Here is an 18,166-nt window from a genome sequence, read left to right as displayed (position 1 = left end):
CTGATTTGGTTTGCCCAAAAGTATAACATTAATCGCCAAACTTGATCAAATTTTATTCTATTAATACTAAATATTGAGCATTGATGGATCGGAAGCGAAAAAGTGATTTTTTGGCTCAAGAGACCTTTTTTAATAACATTAAGAATTGTTTTTCATTTAAACACGGCGTGCCTTGTTTTTGCGCCTTAACCAGTTTGGACCCTGGATTTTGTCCGACAACTAAATAATCGGTTTTTTTAGAGAGTGTTGCGGTAACCGTTGCGCCTTGTTCTTCTAATAAGGCCGTCGCAGTGTCTCGCGTAAGTGCGGTAAGTGTGCCGGTCAGGACAAAGGTTTGACCTCGTAAAGGCCCCGGTGCTTGTGCGGCGGCTTTCTTTGGTTTTGTCCAATGGACACCAAGATCTAAAAGCCGGTAGATCATTTTTTGATGATTTTTTTGAGCAAAAAACTGATAAATATGGCGAGCGACAATTGGGCCGACTTCATTAAGCGTTTGTAGGTAAGCCTCATCAGCCGCCATTAACGGTGCTAAGTCCTGAAAATGCGTAGCTAATTGTTGAGCCGTGGTTAACCCTACATCACGAATTCCCAACGCATAAAGAAAGCGGGCGAGGGTTGTTTTTTTACTGGCTTCGATCGCAGCGATGATTTTTTGCGCCGATTTTTCACCAAAGCGGTCTAATGAAATGAGGTCCTTGACTTGAAGCGTATAGAGATCGGCCACGTCACGTATATGGGCTTGTTCGACGAATTGTTCAACCAGTTTGTCGCCTAAGCCTTGAATATTCATTGCCTTACGGGAACAAAAATGTTTAACCGCTTCTTTAAGTTGGGCGGCGTGCAACCGATTCGCCTTCGGGTTTGACAATATGTGCACCACAAACGGGGCAATGCTTAGGTAATTTTAAGGGTGGTGATCCCGGAATACGTTTTTCAGGAATGATACGGACCAGCTCAGGAATGACATCCCCCGCACGGCGGAATTACTGACGGTAACCCCCCCCACAAAACGGGTTCTAAGCGTGCAACAGGGGTGAGTGCACCCGTTCGTCCCACTTGGAAGTGAATCGCCAACAATCGAGTCGTTGCTTCTTCGGCAGGAAACTTATGGGCAATTGCCCAGCGCGGCGCACGCGAGATAAAACCTAAGCGCTGTTGTTGTGCCAGAGAGTTAACTTTATACACTACTCCATCGATTTCATAAGGTAGGTTGGGACGTTCTTGCGCTAAGGCTTGGTAATAGTGTAAGCACGCTTCAATCGTGTGTGCGACTTGAGTTTGGGGGCAGACAGGGAGCCCCCACTTCGCAAATTGCTGCAAAATTAAAGTATGTTGCGGTGGCAAATTTTCTTCTTTTATGGCGCCGAGACTATGTGCAAAAAAAGCGAGGGGGCGCTGCGCCGTAATTTTGGGGTCGAGTTGACGTAAACTTCCGGCCGCGGCATTCCGCGGATTGACAAAAGGCTTTTCACCCGCTGCACTGAGACGTCGGTTCAATCGTTGGAAGGCTTTTTTCGGGAGATAGACTTCGCCACGAACTTCAAGATATTTCGGGATATTTTTCCCGTGGAGTTGTAACGGAATCTGTTGAATAGTCCGAATATTTAGAGTGATATCTTCACCCACTTGGCCATCTCCTCGAGTGGCGGCGCGTTGCAGTGTTCCTTGGACATAACTTAAATTCACCGCAACGCCATCTAACTTTGGCTCACAAGCGTATTCAATGGTTTCTTGGCTTTTTAGGCGCTCTTGAATACGCCGATTAAAGGCCAGGACCTCTTCTTTAGTAAACGCATTGTCTAAAGAAAGCATTGGCGATACATGCGTCAACAATTGAAATTGACTTAACGGGGTCGCGCCGACGCGCTGTGAAGGAGAGTCCGCGGTGACCAGTTGTGGGTATTGGTTTTCCAAACGTAAGAGTTCGGCAAAAAGTTGATCAAATTCCGTATCGCTGAGAATCGGATCATCTAGGAGATAATAGCGATCTCGGTGTGCCGAAATTTCTTGTTTAAGTTGCGTCAAACGGCGTTTTATCGAGGCCGGTACGGAATTAGGCATAACTTGCAAATTGAGAACGATACGTTTCCAGTTGTTGGGAAGTGAAAGGGCGACGTTGTTGATCACAAAGTGTGCCACCTAACTCTTGTAAAAGCGTTTGTGCCGTATCGAGAAGTTGTTCAAAGCGCTCAGCAGTGTGTTGCTCAGCAGTATTGACCGACATAAATAAACAGAGGCCGGGACACTGCATTTCTGCAACATGGTCTAAATCAAAAGTACCGGGTTCGACCGACTGAGCGAGGCTAAACAGACGAGGTTTCTCTTTATCGTTATCGACATGATAGTGAAAAAATATTCATGGCCCCGTAGTGAAAGCCGGCACTGCTGATCGACTGTAATAATTCATAGCCTGTATACGGTCTATCCGGATGAGCCAGTAAATGAAAGACAAACAACGTTTCATTGGTCAACTCTTTCTGGTTTTCAATGGTTTGTCGCGTGGATTCGGTAGTATGTTCATTTAAATCTGTCAGCAGGGGGACTTCCGGCTCCATCGATATTTCTCGGTTTCGAGCGTATTGAGTATCGGTTCGCGACGATCAAGTTCCTCAGTTTTTTCCGGTAAACTTTCGGTAAGTGGTTCAACCTTTACGCTGGCGGCGGCTTTTTCGCGGTTTTTTTTGTGTGGTCACCACGATATTGCCAAATAAATAAGATCAGTCCAAAAAGACCAAGACAGACAATAATCGGTAAAATAATCAGTAAATAATCGATATCCATCGTAAAAAAGTCTCAACGTTAATCAAATTTAGCTCATAAAAACTGATAAAAGGGGAGAATTCGCCCTATTGTAAACTTAAGCTTGTGCAATCGCTATGGCTTTTTCAACATCGACTGCAACCAGACGCGAAACACCCGGTTCGTGCATCGTGACCCCCGCTAAGTGTTGGGCCATTTCAATCGCCACTTTATTATGGCTGATGAAAATGAATTGGACTTCTTTTGACATTTCTTTAACGAGGTGACAAAAGCGTAACACATTACTATCGTCTAACGGGGCATCGACTTCATCGAGGATGCAAAAAGGAGCAGGATTGAGTTGGAAAAACGAAAAAACCAATGCCGTGGCCGTTAATGCTTTTTCACCCCCTGAGAGCAAATGAATACTACTATTGCGTTTACCCGGAGGGCGAGCCATCACACAGACACCACTATTTAATAGGTCAGCTTCTTGAAGCTCAAGATAAGCTTCTCCTCCAGAAAATAAACGCGGGAATAGCGCTTTAAAATTTTCATTGATGTGATCAAAGGTTTCTTTAAAACAGTGACGTGTTTCTTTATCCATTTTCTGAATGGCCGTACGGAGTATTTCTAGGGCTTCATTTAAGTCTTGAAGTTGGGTATCTAAATAACTTTTACGCTCTAAAAGCGTTTGGTGTTCTTCGAGTGCCGCTAAATTCACCGCACCTAATTTTTCAATCCGTCGAGTGAGGATCTCCAATTGTGCCTCGTAATGATTGATTTCCGCTTCCTCGGGCAAGGCCTGTAATAGCGAGTCGAGATCTTGCTCTTGTTCGCGCAATTGCTCAGTCTGCGTTTGCGCACGGACTTGCCATTCTTGGCAAGTTAAACGTTTTTGTTGCAATATTTCCTGTTGCTTCTGATGTTGTTGGACACAGTGCTCAAGCCGTTTTTCTTGATCTTTTAATTGTTGTTCGATCGTTTGGCGATGGGCTTGGCTCGCCGCTAATTGTGTATCCAGTTCTTCACGCTCAGCTCGTTGTAAAGTGAGTTGTTGTTCCAAGGCGTGTAAGGGGTCTTGATTGGCTTGGAGGGAGGTTTCCACTGTTTGGCGTCGCTTTTCGGTTTGTTCTTGTTGTTGTTTCAGTCGTTCTGCTGTTTCTTGCGCAGTTTTCGATTGGTGTTGCGTAGATTGATCACGTAATTCAAGTTGGTGTTTTTGTTGTGCGCAGGTATTCAACGCTTGGGTGGCTTGCTGATATTCGGTTTGTACGCGTGTTTTATCTTCAAGTAAGCCTTGTCGTTGTACTTCCAATTGTGCTAATTCGGCCTGGGCTGTTTGCTGAGTTTGTTCCACCAATTGTTGTTGTACGGCAAGCTTTGCTTGCTGTTGCTGATGTTCGGTACATTCTTGAGTAATCGTGCGTAAACGTTGTTGAGCCTGGGTTAAGCGTACGGTTTTGACCTGATAACGCGTTTTTAGTTCAGCTTGTCGGGTGATCCCTTCATTGAGTTGCTTCTGCTGAAAGGAGTACTGTTCTTCGAGTTGTTGGCTATGCGCTCGTATTTCAGTGAGGCGGGCTTGTTGTGTTTCAATCGCTTGGCGTAGAGATTGCTCCGTTTTTTGGAGAGCCTGAATTTCACGTTCACGTTGTAATAGACCGCTTTTTTGAGTAGACGTATCACTGAAACGAATCCAATATTTTCCGATCTGCACTCCGTCTTGGGTTAAGATCGATTCATGATCCGCTAAGGTATCAAGTTGTTGATATGCTTCCTCTAAACGATTGACTACGTAAATACCGGTCAATAATGAATCAATGGACCAAGGCGCGGTGAGTTTATCGGTTAAAGGAACCCGTTCAGCCTGATGTGCAGTTTTGACGGTGCTGGAGACTTGTGGGCGAGGAGCCATTAACCATAAGGCTTGTTGAGGCCGTTCTTGTTGGAGAAAAGACCACAACGCATTCGGATTATTAAAGCAAATCGCTTGCAATTGCGAACCTAAAGCCACTTCAACGGCACGTTCCCAGCCGGTTTCGACTTGAATTTGTTGCGCAAGGCGTGGATTATCAAGTAATTCGTGTTGTTTAAGCCATTGATTTAACGTTTTATTGTGTTTGCCTAAGGCTTCTTCTTGGAGCGCTATCCTAGAAGCAAGTTGGCCTTGCGTGGTTTGCAACTGACTTTTTTGGGTATCCAATTCCTGGGTAAGTTGTTGTGCTAAAGCATGCTGTTCATTAATCTGTTGACGTAATTGGGTTTGTACGGCTTCGGCTTGTTGCTGATGATGGTGCATGGTTTGCAGCTCTGCCTCCAAAGAGGCCACATCACTTTCTTGCGCAATTAAGGTTTCTTGTGTGGTTTGTTCTTGAGTCAGGCGTGCAAGCTGTTGTGCCAGGCGCTGTTGCTGCTGCTGATAATGTTGTACTTGCGTTTGCGCAACATGCACTTGTTGGGAACTGTGTGCAAATTTCTCTTGAAAGGTATCCCATCCCGCTTGCCACGTATTTAACGCAAGAGTGCAGGCTTCGACTTTTGCTTGGAGTACTTTTGTTCGGCTTCAAGAGTGTCAGATTCGTTTTTGAGTTGCGCAAGAGACGCTTGTAACTGGGTTTGTAACGTTTGATTTTCAGCGATTTGTTGTTGTAAAAAGCGTTCCTTTGGTGTTGGACCTTTTCTTCTAAGCGGCTTAATTCTGTACCCAGCGCATAATAACGATTTTGTAAACCCTCATAGGCGGCTCGAGATTGCTCCTGTTGGGCCAGCGATTCATTGCGGGCTTGCGTGAGAGCCGCCTGTTCTTGTTGTAATGTATCGAGATGAGCTTGGATGTCGACGATCGCTGCGGTGTCAACGGCGATTTGTTTATGTAAATCGCGATAGCGTAAGGCATGTAATTGGGCTTTGCACTGACGTTCTTCTTGTTTGTAGCGCTTGTAATCTTCCGCCGCTTTGGCTTGGCGTTGTAAGTGGCGTCCTTGTTTCTCTAATTCCTCGCGCACATCATTGAGGCGATTGAGGTTTTCTTCAGTGTGTGTCAGACGATTTTCGGTTTCCCGACGACGTTCTTTATATTTAGAAATTCCAGCCGCCTCTTCGATATAGGCGCGTAATTCATCTGGTTTCGCTTCAATGAGTCGTGAAATCATTCCTTGTTCAATAATAGCATAGCTTCTCGGGCCAAGGCCGGTCCCTAAAAAGATGTCACGGATATCACGTCTTCGACAACGTGTGCCATTAAGAAAGTAAGTAGATTGACCATCACGGGTGATTTCACGACGAATCGAGAGTTGTGCATAGCTACTATATTGTCCGCCGAGGCTCGCATCTGAATTATCAAAATTAAGTTCAATCGCCGCTTGACCGAGTGATTTACGTGTACTGCATCCGTTGAAAATGACGTCATCTAAGGATTGACCGCGTAATTGTTTCGCAGAGCTCTCACCCATTACCCAACGAATGGCATCAATAATATTCGACTTCCCACAACCATTGGGACCTACGACGGCGGTTAGATTACTAGGGAACGCTAAAGTGGTTGGATCAACAAACGATTTAAACCCAATCAATCGAATACTATCAAGACGCATACACAACTCTAAAAGGATGAATGTAAAACTATAGACGCTTGCTTAGAATAAGCAACTCGGCTTGCTTAGGGGTTCCATGAAGCAGGGGTTGTAAAAAACGTTAAACAGGCCACTCAAAGGGGTCGAGGAGTCGGAGATAACAAGCTTTTGCATAACCAATCCGTGCGGAAAATAAGCTAGATGATAGCGAAAATAATAGAAAAAGAAAGTGGGATTAGCGGACACGATAGACGCGGCCATCGTTCGCACGATGATAGCGTTGTACATTATTATTATTAGCATTACGGCCAGCCAATTGACTGCCTGCGACGGCACCGAGTCCCGCTCCGGCAATCGTCGCGACGGTACGACCTGATCCACCACCGATAGTGTTGCCGAGTATGCCACCGACGGCAGCGCCCCCTAAACCACCGGCGACACGTTGTGTATCCGGTGACATTGAATCACATGCGGTTAACCCCATTAATACCGTGCTGATTAAAAGCAAAGAATTAAATTTTTTCATGATACGTCTCCATGAAGGAAAAGTTTTGCGGTATTTTTATTCATTTTCTTTATAAATAAAGTATAGGTAGCGTGTTACTTAATTACCAGATAGGCTAAAATTGTGCATTTTTTATGCAGATTAGAGGTTTTTTCTAGTACTTTGCACGCTTCTTTGTTTTAATCGCCGAATCACTGAGGTGGGTCTCATGTCAAAAATAGAAAAAATGATCAAAAAACAAACAACCTGTACTTAAAATGAACTCAATTTTTTATTAAAAGGAAATCTGTATGCAAACAGTACAACTGAAGATTTTAGATGCACGCATCGGTACCTTGTTCCCGATGCCTGAGCCGGCAACACTGGGTTCGGCAGGGCTTGATTTACGAGCCTGTACGCAGGAAAGTATTCAATTATTGCCCGGACAGGCTGAGCTTATTCCTACGGGTTTGGCTGTTTATATTGAACGCACGGATTGGGCAGGATTGCTTTTACCGCGTTCCTGGGCTGGGCCATAAACATGGCATTGTGCTCGGTAATTTAGTGGGCTTGATCGACTCCGACTATCAAGGCCAAATTTTGATCTCTTGTTGGAACCGAGGGGCTCATCCCTTTATGATTGAACCGGGTGATCGCTTGGCGCAATTAATTTTTGTGCCGGTGATGCATCCTCAGTTCAAAGTTGTTGCGGAGTTTACGCAGACCCAACGTGGAGATGGTGGTTTTGGCCATTCCGGTTTCCGTGAAAAAAAAGTCGGGCAGGGCATTGAACTAGCGGAAAATGAATGATATTTCAATATGTCCGCTAGTTTAATCGCGATAGACACGCCTAAAACGTTATTTTAGAGCGTGTCCGCAGCGTTTACTTTTTTCCGTGGGATCTCTGAAAAATATGTGGATTAATAATTTAGCTTTAGCTTTTTAGTATTAAAAAGCACTTCTTTAGACGGAGATTGAACCTCTTTTTCGGCCTGTTTTCGTTTTTTAGAAGCAAGGGTAGCGTTAAACAGTCCGCGGCTTAACTGCTGAATGGTTTGGTGAGGAGCAACAAAGTAGCGATCATTTGCCATATTGGGTGCTAACTTGGCAAGGAGTTCGTTTATTCGTATCTTTTGTTGCTGAATTTTTTAGGTGACGTGTTCGCCTGAATGAAAAAGTGATTGGAATACAACGGATCATCCGTATAAGCGACGCATAAATTGTTTAAAGCGATGTCGAGTGTTTTAAATAGTTCGTTGTGTACAATCGGTTTTAAATGAGCTAGTTGCTCGATGAGGATGCACAGGTGCAAATAATGATCCGGCCCTGAAGAGCTCCTGACTATTTGTGTCTTTTCCTCTAGTTTTGATAGAAATGGTGTTGTCCTTAAGGTTTTGGCATTGAGTGCTTGGTCTAACAAGATTTTTGAAAAATCGATGATAAATTGTGATCTTAATTCGTTTTCCTTTTCATGAGCCTGTTTGCGCAATTCATTGAAAGATAGAGCGAGGGTTTGACCAAAAAGTTGTTCGCTTCTGTGTTTTATTGGGTCGTTTTCATTTTGGTTAGAAGGGTCAATCGTCTGGCAGAGATCAAATAATTGTTTTTGTTGAATATGAAGCTGAAGATATTTCTTTTGTACGGCATGCTTATCCATCGCCGAGAGTGTTTTTAACTCAAATGGTTTCGCATCGACCATGATTTTCTCGAAAACGTCGATAAATTGTGCGATGGCTACACAATCAATCCCTTGGCTTAAACTTAATGCTTTTACAGCCTGTAAAGCAGATAAGCCTTCTTTGATATCAAGTCCCCACTTGTCAATTTTTCTAATTTTTATCAGGACAAATTTTCCTTCTTCTAAGGCAGAGGGTGTTTTAGTCTGTACATCCCTGGCGAGAATAGACTGAATTTCATTCCATGCTTGATCACTAAGAGAGCGTATGGGATCACTCGATTGTTCGCAAGTTAGGGCCTCAAGTAATTTAACATATACTTCCACTTTATTAAGGCGTTGTATTAAAATCGTTTTTAATAAGCAGCCACTGACTAAGTTGGGATCCTCTACAAACGCAATATGTTTATGCATCTGTTCTTGATAACGAATCAATCGATATTTGACTTCTAATAAAGGTTTTTGTCGATTCAAGATTTCTTTTTCTAAAGCAAGAATTTCTGGGTCAAAAAAATCATTTTTGAATAAAAATACTTCAAGATTAAAAGTATTTTGATCAAATGGTTGTTTTGCTGGGGGTAAATGTGAGTAACGACTGGTAACAAGTTGTTTTTTCTCTATCCATAACTCAAACTTTTTAATTAATAACTCAATCTGTTGATTTTGAGGTCGGGTCTGTTTAATAAAGGGCACAAGTGATTGTAAAACACGAACCGTACTTTCTATTTCTGAGAGACTTTCTTTCAGGCGCTGATTTATCGATTCTTGTAATAAAGAGCGAGGTTTTTCCTTGGGGCTTAATTCAATAAGGCTTTCAATGCGGTTAAAACTCTCCCGATAATTACTTAAAATCGGTATGATTGCAGAAATCAAGAGATATTTTGTCGGGTTTGGCCAGTGTTGGTAATCTAAGGATCCTGTATTTTCTTTTAAATTCAACGCTAGAAAAATATTCTCTACTTGGCTGATCATATTATTCCAACGAGTAATTGCTAAGCGTCGTTGTGCTTCACCAATTAGAGAAAGAAAAGGGTGTTTAAAATGTTGAATCCCGACCATTTTTTCTTGTAGCTCGTTTTCTTGTTGAACAAACCCCTCATAGATTTGTTCAAGTATGCTAATGTTACGCTGAAGCAACTGGTATTCAACTTCAGCAGTAGCCAGTTCTCGCCAAATAAAAGATAATTTATTTTTGAAAGTCGGTTCAACGAAATGTTCTACCCGCTTCATTTGTTGATCTATCATAGAAATAATCTGCGCGAATTGTTCCAAAGCTTGTTTAGTTTGTAGATGAGGATCGGATAAAACAGCTTCAATTTCTTTTTTTAATCTTATGCTCGTTCTTGGATATTGATTAGGATCGATACAAAGACAAAGGAGCTGAGCTAACTTACTATAAACACTTTTTTCTAATGGACTTTGATATAATTCAGTCAGTGCCTGCTGGACCAATACATTGAATGCGTGCTCTTTTTTTTCCTCAGAATGGATTAGATTAGTGTTCAAAAAATAATTTTTTAAAACATCGACATACTGTTGCATGCTCTGTAAACGTTGTTTTAATATTTTTGCATATAACCGTTAGCGTCTTGAGCAAAAATAATATGTGTATTTAATTGTGTTTGATAACTTTGAAAAAGTGCTTCTATTTTTTCCTTAGCTAGATTCGTAAAAGGCTCAATTTTAAGAATCTTCTCTTCTTTTTCTAAAAAAAATTATCCCAATGCGCGCACGCTTCGTCGACATAGATGAAATGTTTCATAAATCACTGTAAAGTAGCTTAAATAATAAATTAATAATGCGTAAGCAAATCGTTACATACATTAAACTGACAAGAATTGTACTATTTTTATTTATCTTTTATAGCTAATATTTGAAATATATATTAATGTGTGGCATTTTTATAAAAACAATAAAAATGTTTATGAGCTTTTCTAGATTTTTTAGCGATAAACTAAGTAAATAGATTATGAGTACTTTAAAAAGAGGGACAGCTACATTAACAATGAGAAGCAGGAGCAGTGAGTATTTGTCCGCTTATTGAATCCATCGTTAAATATAAAAAAATTTAACTTTCTTTTTATTTTTTTATCTGCCTCAAGGATTAAAAACAAAATGTATAATTTTTTTTAACTAAAAATGTTAATTATTGCGTACAACAAAAGTTTCTTTATAAAAGATGAGTTGATAGCTTTGAGGGACTGTTCACTCTGGTTTTTATTAAAAATAAAAATTAGCTTAGGATAAGGAATTGTATTCGCTACATGGATAAATTAAATACAAGTAATAATAAGGGACGCCAAAGAAAAAGCAGAGGTTGCCAGTCGAGCTAAGACCGCGTTTCTGGAAAATATGCGCCATGATATTCGAACCCCGTTAACGGGGATAGTGGGTTGTGCGCATTATCAATAGTTATTGCAAGTGGTTGCGCAGACCCAACAAGCAGCGATAAACACCATGAATTCTGAATCATTTGTCATGAACAAAGCATCTTGTGTGAAATAAGCATACTTAATAAAGTTTTTTCAGATAAGTGAGGGGAAAAGTTTTCTTTCTGAAAATCAAACTAAGTGAAAGAATACAACAAAAATCGATATTTTTAGTAGAAAAGTAGCGAGTAATCGTTAATTTGGCGAGTAGTTGTAAACTAAATTATCCTTATCTTTAAAAAGTAAACTAAAGTTTCAGGTAACAACCGGTTTATTTAAAGTGATGTTTCTGCCCACTGTTTTAAGTAGTCTTTTAAAGACGCCCCAATCTCGGGATGTTTTAATCCATAAGCCAACATCGCTTGTAGATAGCCAAATTTATCGCCACAATCATAGCGATGACCCATAAACTCCCACGCATAAACTGGTTCAGTTTTCAGTAAAAGGGCAATGGCGTCGGTTAACTGAATTTCACCGCCTTTCCCAGGTAACGTTTTTTCTAAGTAAGGGAATATCGCCGGAGTTAACACATAGCGGCCGACGACGGCTAATTGGGAAGGTGCGTCGGCCATTGCCGGCTTTTCAACGATTCGATTTACTTGGCTGAGTCGTCCTTCTTGGGTTTGGTAACCAATGATCCCATACTGATGGCTTTGTTGCGGGGCAATCGATTGCACGGCAATCACCGAATAGTTGGTTTGTTCGTAGATCTCAATCATTTGTTTTAAACAAGGTCGATGCGCATCAATGAGATCATCCGCGAGTAAGACAGCGAAGGCTTCCTGGTTAATCAGCGGTTGCGCACATAAAATTGCATGACCAAGTCCTAACGTATCGGGTTGACGTAAATATAAACAGGTGATTCCTTTCGGTAAAATATTTTTGACAATCGCTAATAATTCTTTTTTTTCTGCGGCGGCCAGCTTTGATTCTAATTCATAATTAGAATCAAAATGATCTTCGATGGCACGTTTATTACTGCTGGTGATAAAAATTAATTCTTGGATGCCCGCGGCAATCGCTTCTTCAACCGCATATTGAATTAACGGTTTATCAACGATCGGTAGCATTTCTTTTGGACTGGCTTTGGTCGCCGGTAAAAAACGAGTCCCTAATCCGGCGACGGGGAAAATAGCCTTAGTAATGTTTTTCATGAAACGTTTTTTTCTCCACGTCCGATGGCGTAATAAATAAAACCGAGTTGTTTTAAATAATGTGGGTCATACAAGTTCCGTCCATCAAAAATTTTTAATTAGATCAAAATCAGGATTAAAAAATAAACTCCATTCTGTGACGACGACCAGCATATCGGCACCATTGAGTGCGGCTTCCGGACTGTCTACACAGGAAAACCCGTCTACATTCTGATAAATACGTTGCGCTTCTTGCATCGCAGCTGGATCGTAGGCTTGAATACGCATTCCGGCTTTTAGGGCAGACTGAATCAGTGTCTGGCTCGGTGCTTCACGCATATCATCGGTATTGGGTTTAAATGCTAAACCCCAGAGCGCCATGGTTTTTCCAGAAAGTTGGCCTTGAAAATGTGCCGTGATTTTTGTAAAAAGCACTTGTTTTTGCTGTTCATTCACTTGATGAATCGCTTGGATAAAAGTCGGCTGATAATCGACACTTTTCGCTGTCGCGACCAGGGCTAAAATATCTTTGGGAAAACACGAACCCCCATAACCACAGCCTGGATTAATAAACTGATAGCCAATCCGGGGATCCGAGCCTACGCCGAGACGGACTTCTTCGATATCGGCACCTAAGCGTTCTGCTAAGCGACTCATTTCATTCATAAAACTGATCTTGGTCGCTAACAGGGCATTGGCAGCATATTTCGTCAATTCGGCGGAACGAATGCACATCGATACTAAGCGATTATCATTTCGGCTAAACGGACGATATAATTGCCGTAAATGATTTTCAGCCTCGGTCGTTTCGGTACCAATAATGATCCGATCAGAATGCATAAAATCATTAATTGCACTGCCTTCGCGTAAAAACTCCGGATTGGCGGCTATCTCAAACGGTAAGTTCAAGCCGCGTTGCGCAAGGGCTTTGGCAATGACCGTTTTGAGCTGGTCCGCCGTGCCAACGGGGACTGTGGATTTGGTAATGATTAAGCGAGATTCGGTCATTAAGCGACCAATTAATTCACCCACCGCTAAAACATAACGTAAATCCGCTGAACCATCTTTGTCTTGAGGTGTCCCCACGGCGATGAATTGATAAAAACCATGAGCGACCCCTGCTTCGGCTTCATCACTAAATTGTAAGCGTTCGGAGGAAAGATGTTTTTTTAATAAATTCGGAAGTCCGGGCTCATAAATAGGCGATTCACCTTGGTTAAGGCGCTTAATTTTTTCCGAGTCGACATCCACACAGAGTACTTGATTGCCATGTTCGGCTAAGCAAGCGGCGGTGACGAGCCCAACATAACCGGCACCAAAAAGAGTAATGCGCATGATGAATACTTTTATACAAGACGAAATAAAGGGTGGAATGGTAACCTATAAAATGCTAGCCTTCAATTGATTGTCCCTGTTTTCCTAGCTTGATTATGCAAACTTATCTTCATTTTTTAGAAACGATTCTCACTCATGGCCAAGCCAAAGCCGATCGTACCCAAACGGGGACAATCAGTTACTTTGGTCATCAAATGCGTTTTGATTTAAATCAAGGGTTTCCTGTGGTGACGACCAAAAAATTGCATCTAAAAAGTATTGTTCACGAATTACTTTGGTTTCTGCGGGGCGAGACATCGATTCAGTCGCTCAATCAGCAGGGCGTGACGATTTGGAATGAGTGGGCCGATCGTGATGGTCATTTAGGCCCGATTTATGGCAAGCAGTGGCGCGCTTGGACTGCCGCCGAAGGACAGGTGATTGATCAGATGAGTGAAGTGGTGGCGCAAATTAAACGTAACCCAGATTCACGACGTTTAATTGTCAGTGCCTGGAACGTGGGAGATTTGCCGAAAATGGCATTACCCCCTTGCCATCTTTTGTTTCAATTTTATGTTCGTAACAACCAACTTTCTTGTCAACTTTATCAACGCAGTGCGGATGCATTTTTAGGGGTCCCGTTTAACATTGCTTCTTATGCGTTATTAACTCATATGATTGCGCAGCAATGGTGATTGTCATATTTATAGTAATCATCTTGAACAGGTGCGCTTGCAATTAACACGACAACCGTATCCTTTGCCACAACTTATTTTGCATCGCAAACCAGATTCTTTATTTGATTATCAGTTTGAAGATGTAGGTTTACGCAATTATCAATCGCATTCGCCGATTAAAGCCGTCGTCGCTGTGTAAATTTTTAGGTCTAGGTAATATGTGATTGAGCGCTTTGTTATGCAAACCGTGTCATCACGAGAGAGGAGTCAGCGGGGTGACTTTGGTACGGTTATACTTCTCAACAGAATATATAAAGTTTTTTGTCTAGAAGACAAGAAATTTAATCATAGCGTGTGCCCTAATTTTAATTTAAGCCCAATAAAAATGCCACGATAAAAGTTAACTTCGAGCTGGTTTTTAAAATCTTTACCAATCAATTTTCAACGTAACATCCGGTCTTGTCGATATTTATCGAATGCTGGATGAGAGCGATGACGATTGAAATATCGAGAAATGATGGGTTTGAGGATTTTTTCTCGCGTACTCACAAATTTCTCCGAAGTCATATTCTTTCCCCGCCAGCCAACAATCCGCTTCTGCAATTCTTTCAATTCGCTCTGCCGCAGCGGGACTGTTATGAAGTTCAGCTCCAGTGATTTCAAAATTGATCAGATTTCCATTCATATCGGTGTATAAATTGGAAGCCTTTTACATGTGATGAGCGCAGAGGTGGCTCCCATCCATGGAATGCTCATTCTGTATCAATTTTGCCTAGTAACTATTTCTATCGTTATTCCATCGATGACATCTATCTAGGCCATCGTTTTGATTGTAGCTTGCATAACCTTCTGTAATGACTCGCCATGACCGCCTTCGTCTTTATGAACATGAGCAGGTGGAAAAAAAGTATATTTATTTTTTTGATTTAAATCACCGCTTATTTTGTTTTGAGAAGTAGGGGCCTCTAGAGGTGTCGCAAGATCTAATTTTATAGGATGCCATTCTAAATCCATAGAATCTTCGACGAATTCTGAAGATTCTACGGATTGTTTAGTCTCTAGTTCTTCATTTTCGGAGTTAGAGGATTTTGGTAAAATCAATACGCAATTATTTGTTTTAAAGTCAGGTTGCTTGATCCAAGTAAGAGTTGCTTTCTGATCAAATTCTGAATTAGGGTGGGAATTTATATTATTCGCATAAAGCAATTCCATATGATCCCATTCTAAGTCAGCAGAATCTATGGCTTGTTTGGTCTCTGATTCTTCATTTTCACAGAGAGAGGACTTTAGATGATTCGCATAACCTAATTCTATCTCCTCCCATTCTGAATCAGAAAATTCTAAAGAATTGGATTTTTCGGTCTCTGGTTCTTCATTTATAGTTGATAACTTTGTAACATCAGTTTTATAGGTAACGCTACGTGATCAGATGAGGTAGCGTTTGTGACGACCCGTGCATTATCGAATCGATCTTGTTCTTGCTTGATAAAAAGGGCTTTATTTTCAAAAATATAGAGGGAGAGGCCTATTAAAATTAAATGATAATAATCCTGGTGTGTGATCGGCTTATTTTGGTTTTCTAACCGCTTATATAAGTTTTCATATTGTTGTGAGGTTTCATGGCTTTTTTTCAAAACAGTCATGAAATCTCTAGTTAACATTTTAACAAAAATTGATTCATCATCAATCGTGTAATGGTTTTGAAATTGAAAGACTCCACCCATTTTTTTTATGAGCCATTTAGCGATTTCTTCTAATTGGAAGTTGTCTTGAGTATTCTCTTTGAATATATCGACTAGTTTCTTTTCTTGATTCGAACCGAGTTCATTGGAATTTATTATCGAAAAATATTGGGCATTGAATTTTTCTAAATTAAAGATACCAAGAATTTTTTTGGCATCCTTAAAGAAGGATTTTTGACTTTTAATCTTATTTAAGGATTGATTAATACTTTTACGTAAAGCGGATTGAATCAATGTAGATTTGGGCATGGTGATTTAAAACCTTTATTATTATTTTTAGATATTCTATCTGTTGATTATTAAGATATAATTAATTCTTATTTTAAATTTATTTAACAATTTATTTAGTGATTAAAGGTGCGGTTCATAACCCAAACAAAAACTAAAGTCATTTAAAGGTCTAAACGATACAGGAAGCGATACAAAAAAAATCATCCCAACACGGAATTGCTGGACAAAAAATAAAAAGAAACTCTTTAGCAAAAAAGAGAAGATAAAAATCTTCCTTTATCAATAAGGATATTTTTAACAAAAATGTAATACTAGGTTCAAAAGATCCTAAATCATTGTCAATACATATAGAACCGTAGCAAAGGGTTTGATCTCAGATTTTAATTCGATTTTTTGTATTTATAATTACAGAGTGAGACAAGATATTTTATTCTTAAACGAATATCTTAAAAAAATTATACTGAATATTTAACTCAGAACAAGAGTATATCATTAAGATAAAAGTATAGACTATTAATCTTATATTTATTAATATAATATTTATTAATATGATATCCTCTTAAGGATATCATTAGCTTTTAATGTTAATTAAATATTCTTTTAATTTATAATAATAATAATAAGGTTTAATTATATGGCTATAGAAGAACAATCTGATTCTGATTCTGGCTGTGGATCCCTTTCAAGTTTTCCACTTTCTATCTCGAAACAAGAAGAGATAAAATTATGCATAGAAAAAAATCAAGAGCTGATCAATTCATTAGAGACTCAAATTTCTTCCTTTAAAAATGAAGATTCTCCTTATATAAAGGCGAATAGATTACTCTTTGATGATTTTAGGAAGCAGTTATTGGAAAAAAATGAAATTCTTAAGAAAGAATTAGAAGCATTAAATACACCTCAACAATCAATACAATCGCTTTCATCACCGAAAAAACAAACGCTAGAAGAGCAAACACTGCCGCCACCGCCACCACCGCCGCCACCACCGCCATCACTATTAGGCAAATTACTACCAGATCCATTAGCTTTACTTAAAAAAATGAAAAATAATGGAAAACCGATTCCTTTTCGAAAGAAGATGGAAAATTATATCGATAAAATAGTTAATTTTAAGATTTTTCTTAAAGGAAAAATAGAACCTTGCATAGAGGAAGAAAATTATAAAAAATTAGAAAGTATTTTGACTGATTTGGTAGATAGTTTAGCAGATATAAAAAAGATTGATTTAGAGAGTCGGGAAGAAGAAATATTAAAAGAATTATATACTATTTTCTCAAAACAACTTTCTATGGAGCTACAATTAAAACATGACATTAACTCCGGTATATTTAGCGAACAACTTAAAGAAAAAGATAAATTTATTATTGTTTATTTTGAAAGTATAATTAGTTCATTAGGAGATTTAATCAATAAGCAGAGAAACACAGAAAATAAAAATGAAAAACTGATAAAAATTTCAGAAGATATCCAAACAAACGTTCAAGCACTATTAAGTGAAATAAAAGAAAAACAGAATAAAAATCTTTGGGATCTTACATTATTAGAAATCACGAAATGTTTTATCAAACACTTGCAGGAAGTTAATTTTTCACGTGCTGAAGAAATTATTATTCATTGTCAAGAAATGAAGAATAAAAAACAAGATTCAATTCGAAAAAATGATATATCTCCTCAGCAGGAAATATCATCGCCTATACTTTCTAATCCAAGCCGATCAAACAGAATATTCGCAAATAATAACCAGGCAATTGCAACTCCTGAAGAAATATTTTTCAGTAGGGGTGGGAGTGGTCGGAACACATTACCTGCTAGGATAAGAAGTTCAGTCTCAGTAGTGAGCGAGGTTAAAGGTGAGAACCCTGTCCCCAAACTTTTACCTAAACCTAAGAAAATGAATGAAACCTCATCTCATCTATCTCAGGAAAAAGTTAACACATCTGGCAATTCTTTAGAGGGCATACAGTGTCAAAAAGGTATTTTTAAAAAATGGGGAGTTTCGCTAAGATCGAAAAAACCTAAAGATTCAAAAGGTCAAGAGAATTTAGAGGGTGTTTCTTGTAAAATGAAAAGGTAAGGAAACATTTTTGTAATGTAAACAATACATCAGACTACCATTTTCTGGTAAGCCAAACCGATAAGTTTTTTATCTACATAAATACAGATA

17 protein-coding genes and 3 pseudogenes are annotated in these 18,166 nt (G+C 39.8%); 4 read left to right on the top strand and 16 right to left on the bottom strand.

Going from position 1 to position 18,166, the window contains the following annotated elements; genetic code table 11:
- Positions 1-115: 115 nt before the first annotated feature.
- The 9 genes from S3O_RS20300 to S3O_RS20035 form a co-directional block, all read right to left on the bottom strand.
- Complete coding sequence (locus tag S3O_RS20300; protein WP_408005635.1) at positions 116-868, bottom strand: helix-hairpin-helix domain-containing protein; 753 nt, start codon at positions 866-868, stop codon at positions 116-118.
- Positions 825-926 (bottom strand): hypothetical protein, encoded by a 102-nt coding sequence (locus S3O_RS20295; protein WP_408005656.1) that lies wholly within the window; start codon positions 924-926, stop codon positions 825-827. Before S3O_RS20295 ends, S3O_RS20300 begins: the two co-directional genes overlap by 44 nt.
- 28 nt (positions 927-954) lie before the next feature.
- On the bottom strand, positions 955-2,061 hold the full coding sequence (gene ligA, locus S3O_RS20290) for an NAD-dependent DNA ligase LigA (RefSeq protein WP_010597551.1): 1,107 nt from the start codon (positions 2,059-2,061) through the stop codon (positions 955-957).
- On the bottom strand, positions 2,054-2,311 hold the full coding sequence (locus S3O_RS19435; RefSeq protein ID WP_268869435.1) for a cell division protein ZipA C-terminal FtsZ-binding domain-containing protein: 258 nt from the start codon (positions 2,309-2,311) through the stop codon (positions 2,054-2,056). Before S3O_RS19435 ends, ligA begins: the two co-directional genes overlap by 8 nt.
- Positions 2,312-2,330: 19 nt before the next feature.
- Complete coding sequence (locus S3O_RS19430) at positions 2,331-2,555, bottom strand: cell division protein ZipA C-terminal FtsZ-binding domain-containing protein (RefSeq protein WP_010597549.1); 225 nt, start codon at positions 2,553-2,555, stop codon at positions 2,331-2,333.
- 94 nt (positions 2,556-2,649) lie between these two features.
- A complete protein-coding gene (locus S3O_RS17070) occupies positions 2,650-2,781 on the bottom strand; it encodes a DUF1201 domain-containing protein (protein WP_156792704.1) in 132 nt (43 codons plus the stop codon).
- 76 nt (positions 2,782-2,857) lie between these two features.
- Positions 2,858-5,041 carry a coiled-coil domain-containing protein gene (locus S3O_RS10925; RefSeq protein ID WP_235776186.1) on the bottom strand — a complete coding sequence of 728 codons (2,184 nt, stop codon included), beginning with the start codon at positions 5,039-5,041 and terminating at the stop codon, positions 2,858-2,860.
- Between the two features lie 31 nt (positions 5,042-5,072).
- Positions 5,073-6,335, bottom strand: coding sequence for a chromosome segregation SMC family protein (locus S3O_RS18600; protein WP_010597547.1), 1,263 nt, complete (start codon positions 6,333-6,335; stop codon positions 5,073-5,075).
- Positions 6,336-6,549: 214 nt separating this feature from the next.
- The gene (locus S3O_RS20035) at positions 6,550-6,840 is read right to left on the bottom strand and encodes a glycine zipper 2TM domain-containing protein (protein WP_010597546.1); all 291 of its coding nucleotides are present in this window, start codon (positions 6,838-6,840) and stop codon (positions 6,550-6,552) included.
- A gap of 269 nt (positions 6,841-7,109) precedes the next feature.
- On the opposite strand from S3O_RS20035, the pseudogene dut reads away from it, so the two are divergent.
- A pseudogene (gene dut, locus S3O_RS13450) lies at positions 7,110-7,608 on the top strand (dUTP diphosphatase).
- Between the two features lie 110 nt (positions 7,609-7,718).
- Here the strand turns inward: dut and S3O_RS17065 are convergent.
- Both S3O_RS17065 and S3O_RS0102795 read right to left on the bottom strand, forming a co-directional pair.
- Entirely contained in the window at positions 7,719-7,889 is a 171-nt protein-coding gene (locus S3O_RS17065) for a hypothetical protein (protein ID WP_156792703.1), read from the bottom strand.
- Between the two features lie 29 nt (positions 7,890-7,918).
- A complete protein-coding gene (locus S3O_RS0102795; RefSeq protein ID WP_156792702.1) occupies positions 7,919-9,979 on the bottom strand; it encodes a hypothetical protein in 2,061 nt (686 codons plus the stop codon).
- A gap of 789 nt (positions 9,980-10,768) precedes the next feature.
- Between S3O_RS0102795 and S3O_RS20030 the strand changes: the two are divergent.
- Positions 10,769-10,873, top strand: a pseudogene (locus S3O_RS20030) (histidine kinase dimerization/phospho-acceptor domain-containing protein); the annotation flags it as partial.
- A 304-nt stretch (positions 10,874-11,177) separates the two neighbouring features.
- Here S3O_RS20030 and galU read toward each other — a convergent pair.
- Together galU and S3O_RS13445 are read right to left on the bottom strand one after the other, a co-directional pair.
- Positions 11,178-12,056: a UTP--glucose-1-phosphate uridylyltransferase GalU gene (gene galU, locus S3O_RS0102790; RefSeq protein WP_010597542.1), complete on the bottom strand. Its 879-nt coding sequence runs from the start codon at positions 12,054-12,056 to the stop codon at positions 11,178-11,180.
- A gap of 84 nt (positions 12,057-12,140) precedes the next feature.
- Positions 12,141-13,370, bottom strand: coding sequence for a UDP-glucose dehydrogenase family protein (locus S3O_RS13445; RefSeq protein WP_010597541.1), 1,230 nt, complete (start codon positions 13,368-13,370; stop codon positions 12,141-12,143).
- A 95-nt stretch (positions 13,371-13,465) separates the two neighbouring features.
- Here S3O_RS13445 and S3O_RS13440 point away from each other — a divergent pair.
- Positions 13,466-14,225, top strand: a pseudogene (locus S3O_RS13440) (thymidylate synthase).
- A 242-nt stretch (positions 14,226-14,467) separates the two neighbouring features.
- Here the strand turns inward: S3O_RS13440 and S3O_RS19425 are convergent.
- The 3 genes from S3O_RS19425 to S3O_RS0102765 form a co-directional block, all read right to left on the bottom strand.
- Complete coding sequence (locus tag S3O_RS19425) at positions 14,468-14,593, bottom strand: hypothetical protein (RefSeq protein ID WP_268869407.1); 126 nt, start codon at positions 14,591-14,593, stop codon at positions 14,468-14,470.
- Between the two features lie 246 nt (positions 14,594-14,839).
- Entirely contained in the window at positions 14,840-15,238 is a 399-nt protein-coding gene (locus tag S3O_RS0102770; RefSeq protein ID WP_010597537.1) for a hypothetical protein, read from the bottom strand.
- A gap of 164 nt (positions 15,239-15,402) precedes the next feature.
- Positions 15,403-16,017, bottom strand: coding sequence for a hypothetical protein (locus tag S3O_RS0102765; RefSeq protein ID WP_010597536.1), 615 nt, complete (start codon positions 16,015-16,017; stop codon positions 15,403-15,405).
- Between the two features lie 616 nt (positions 16,018-16,633).
- Between S3O_RS0102765 and S3O_RS0102760 the strand changes: the two genes are divergently transcribed.
- Positions 16,634-18,076 (top strand): hypothetical protein, encoded by a 1,443-nt coding sequence (locus S3O_RS0102760; protein WP_029463614.1) that lies wholly within the window; start codon positions 16,634-16,636, stop codon positions 18,074-18,076.
- Positions 18,077-18,166: the final 90 nt, after the last annotated feature.

The organism is Rickettsiella massiliensis 20B, assembly GCF_000257395.1.
Taxonomy (GTDB): Bacteria; Pseudomonadota; Gammaproteobacteria; order Diplorickettsiales; family Diplorickettsiaceae; genus Diplorickettsia; species Diplorickettsia massiliensis.
Note: the sequence above shows the minus strand (reverse complement) of the source record. Positions and strands in the feature narration are given on the sequence as shown.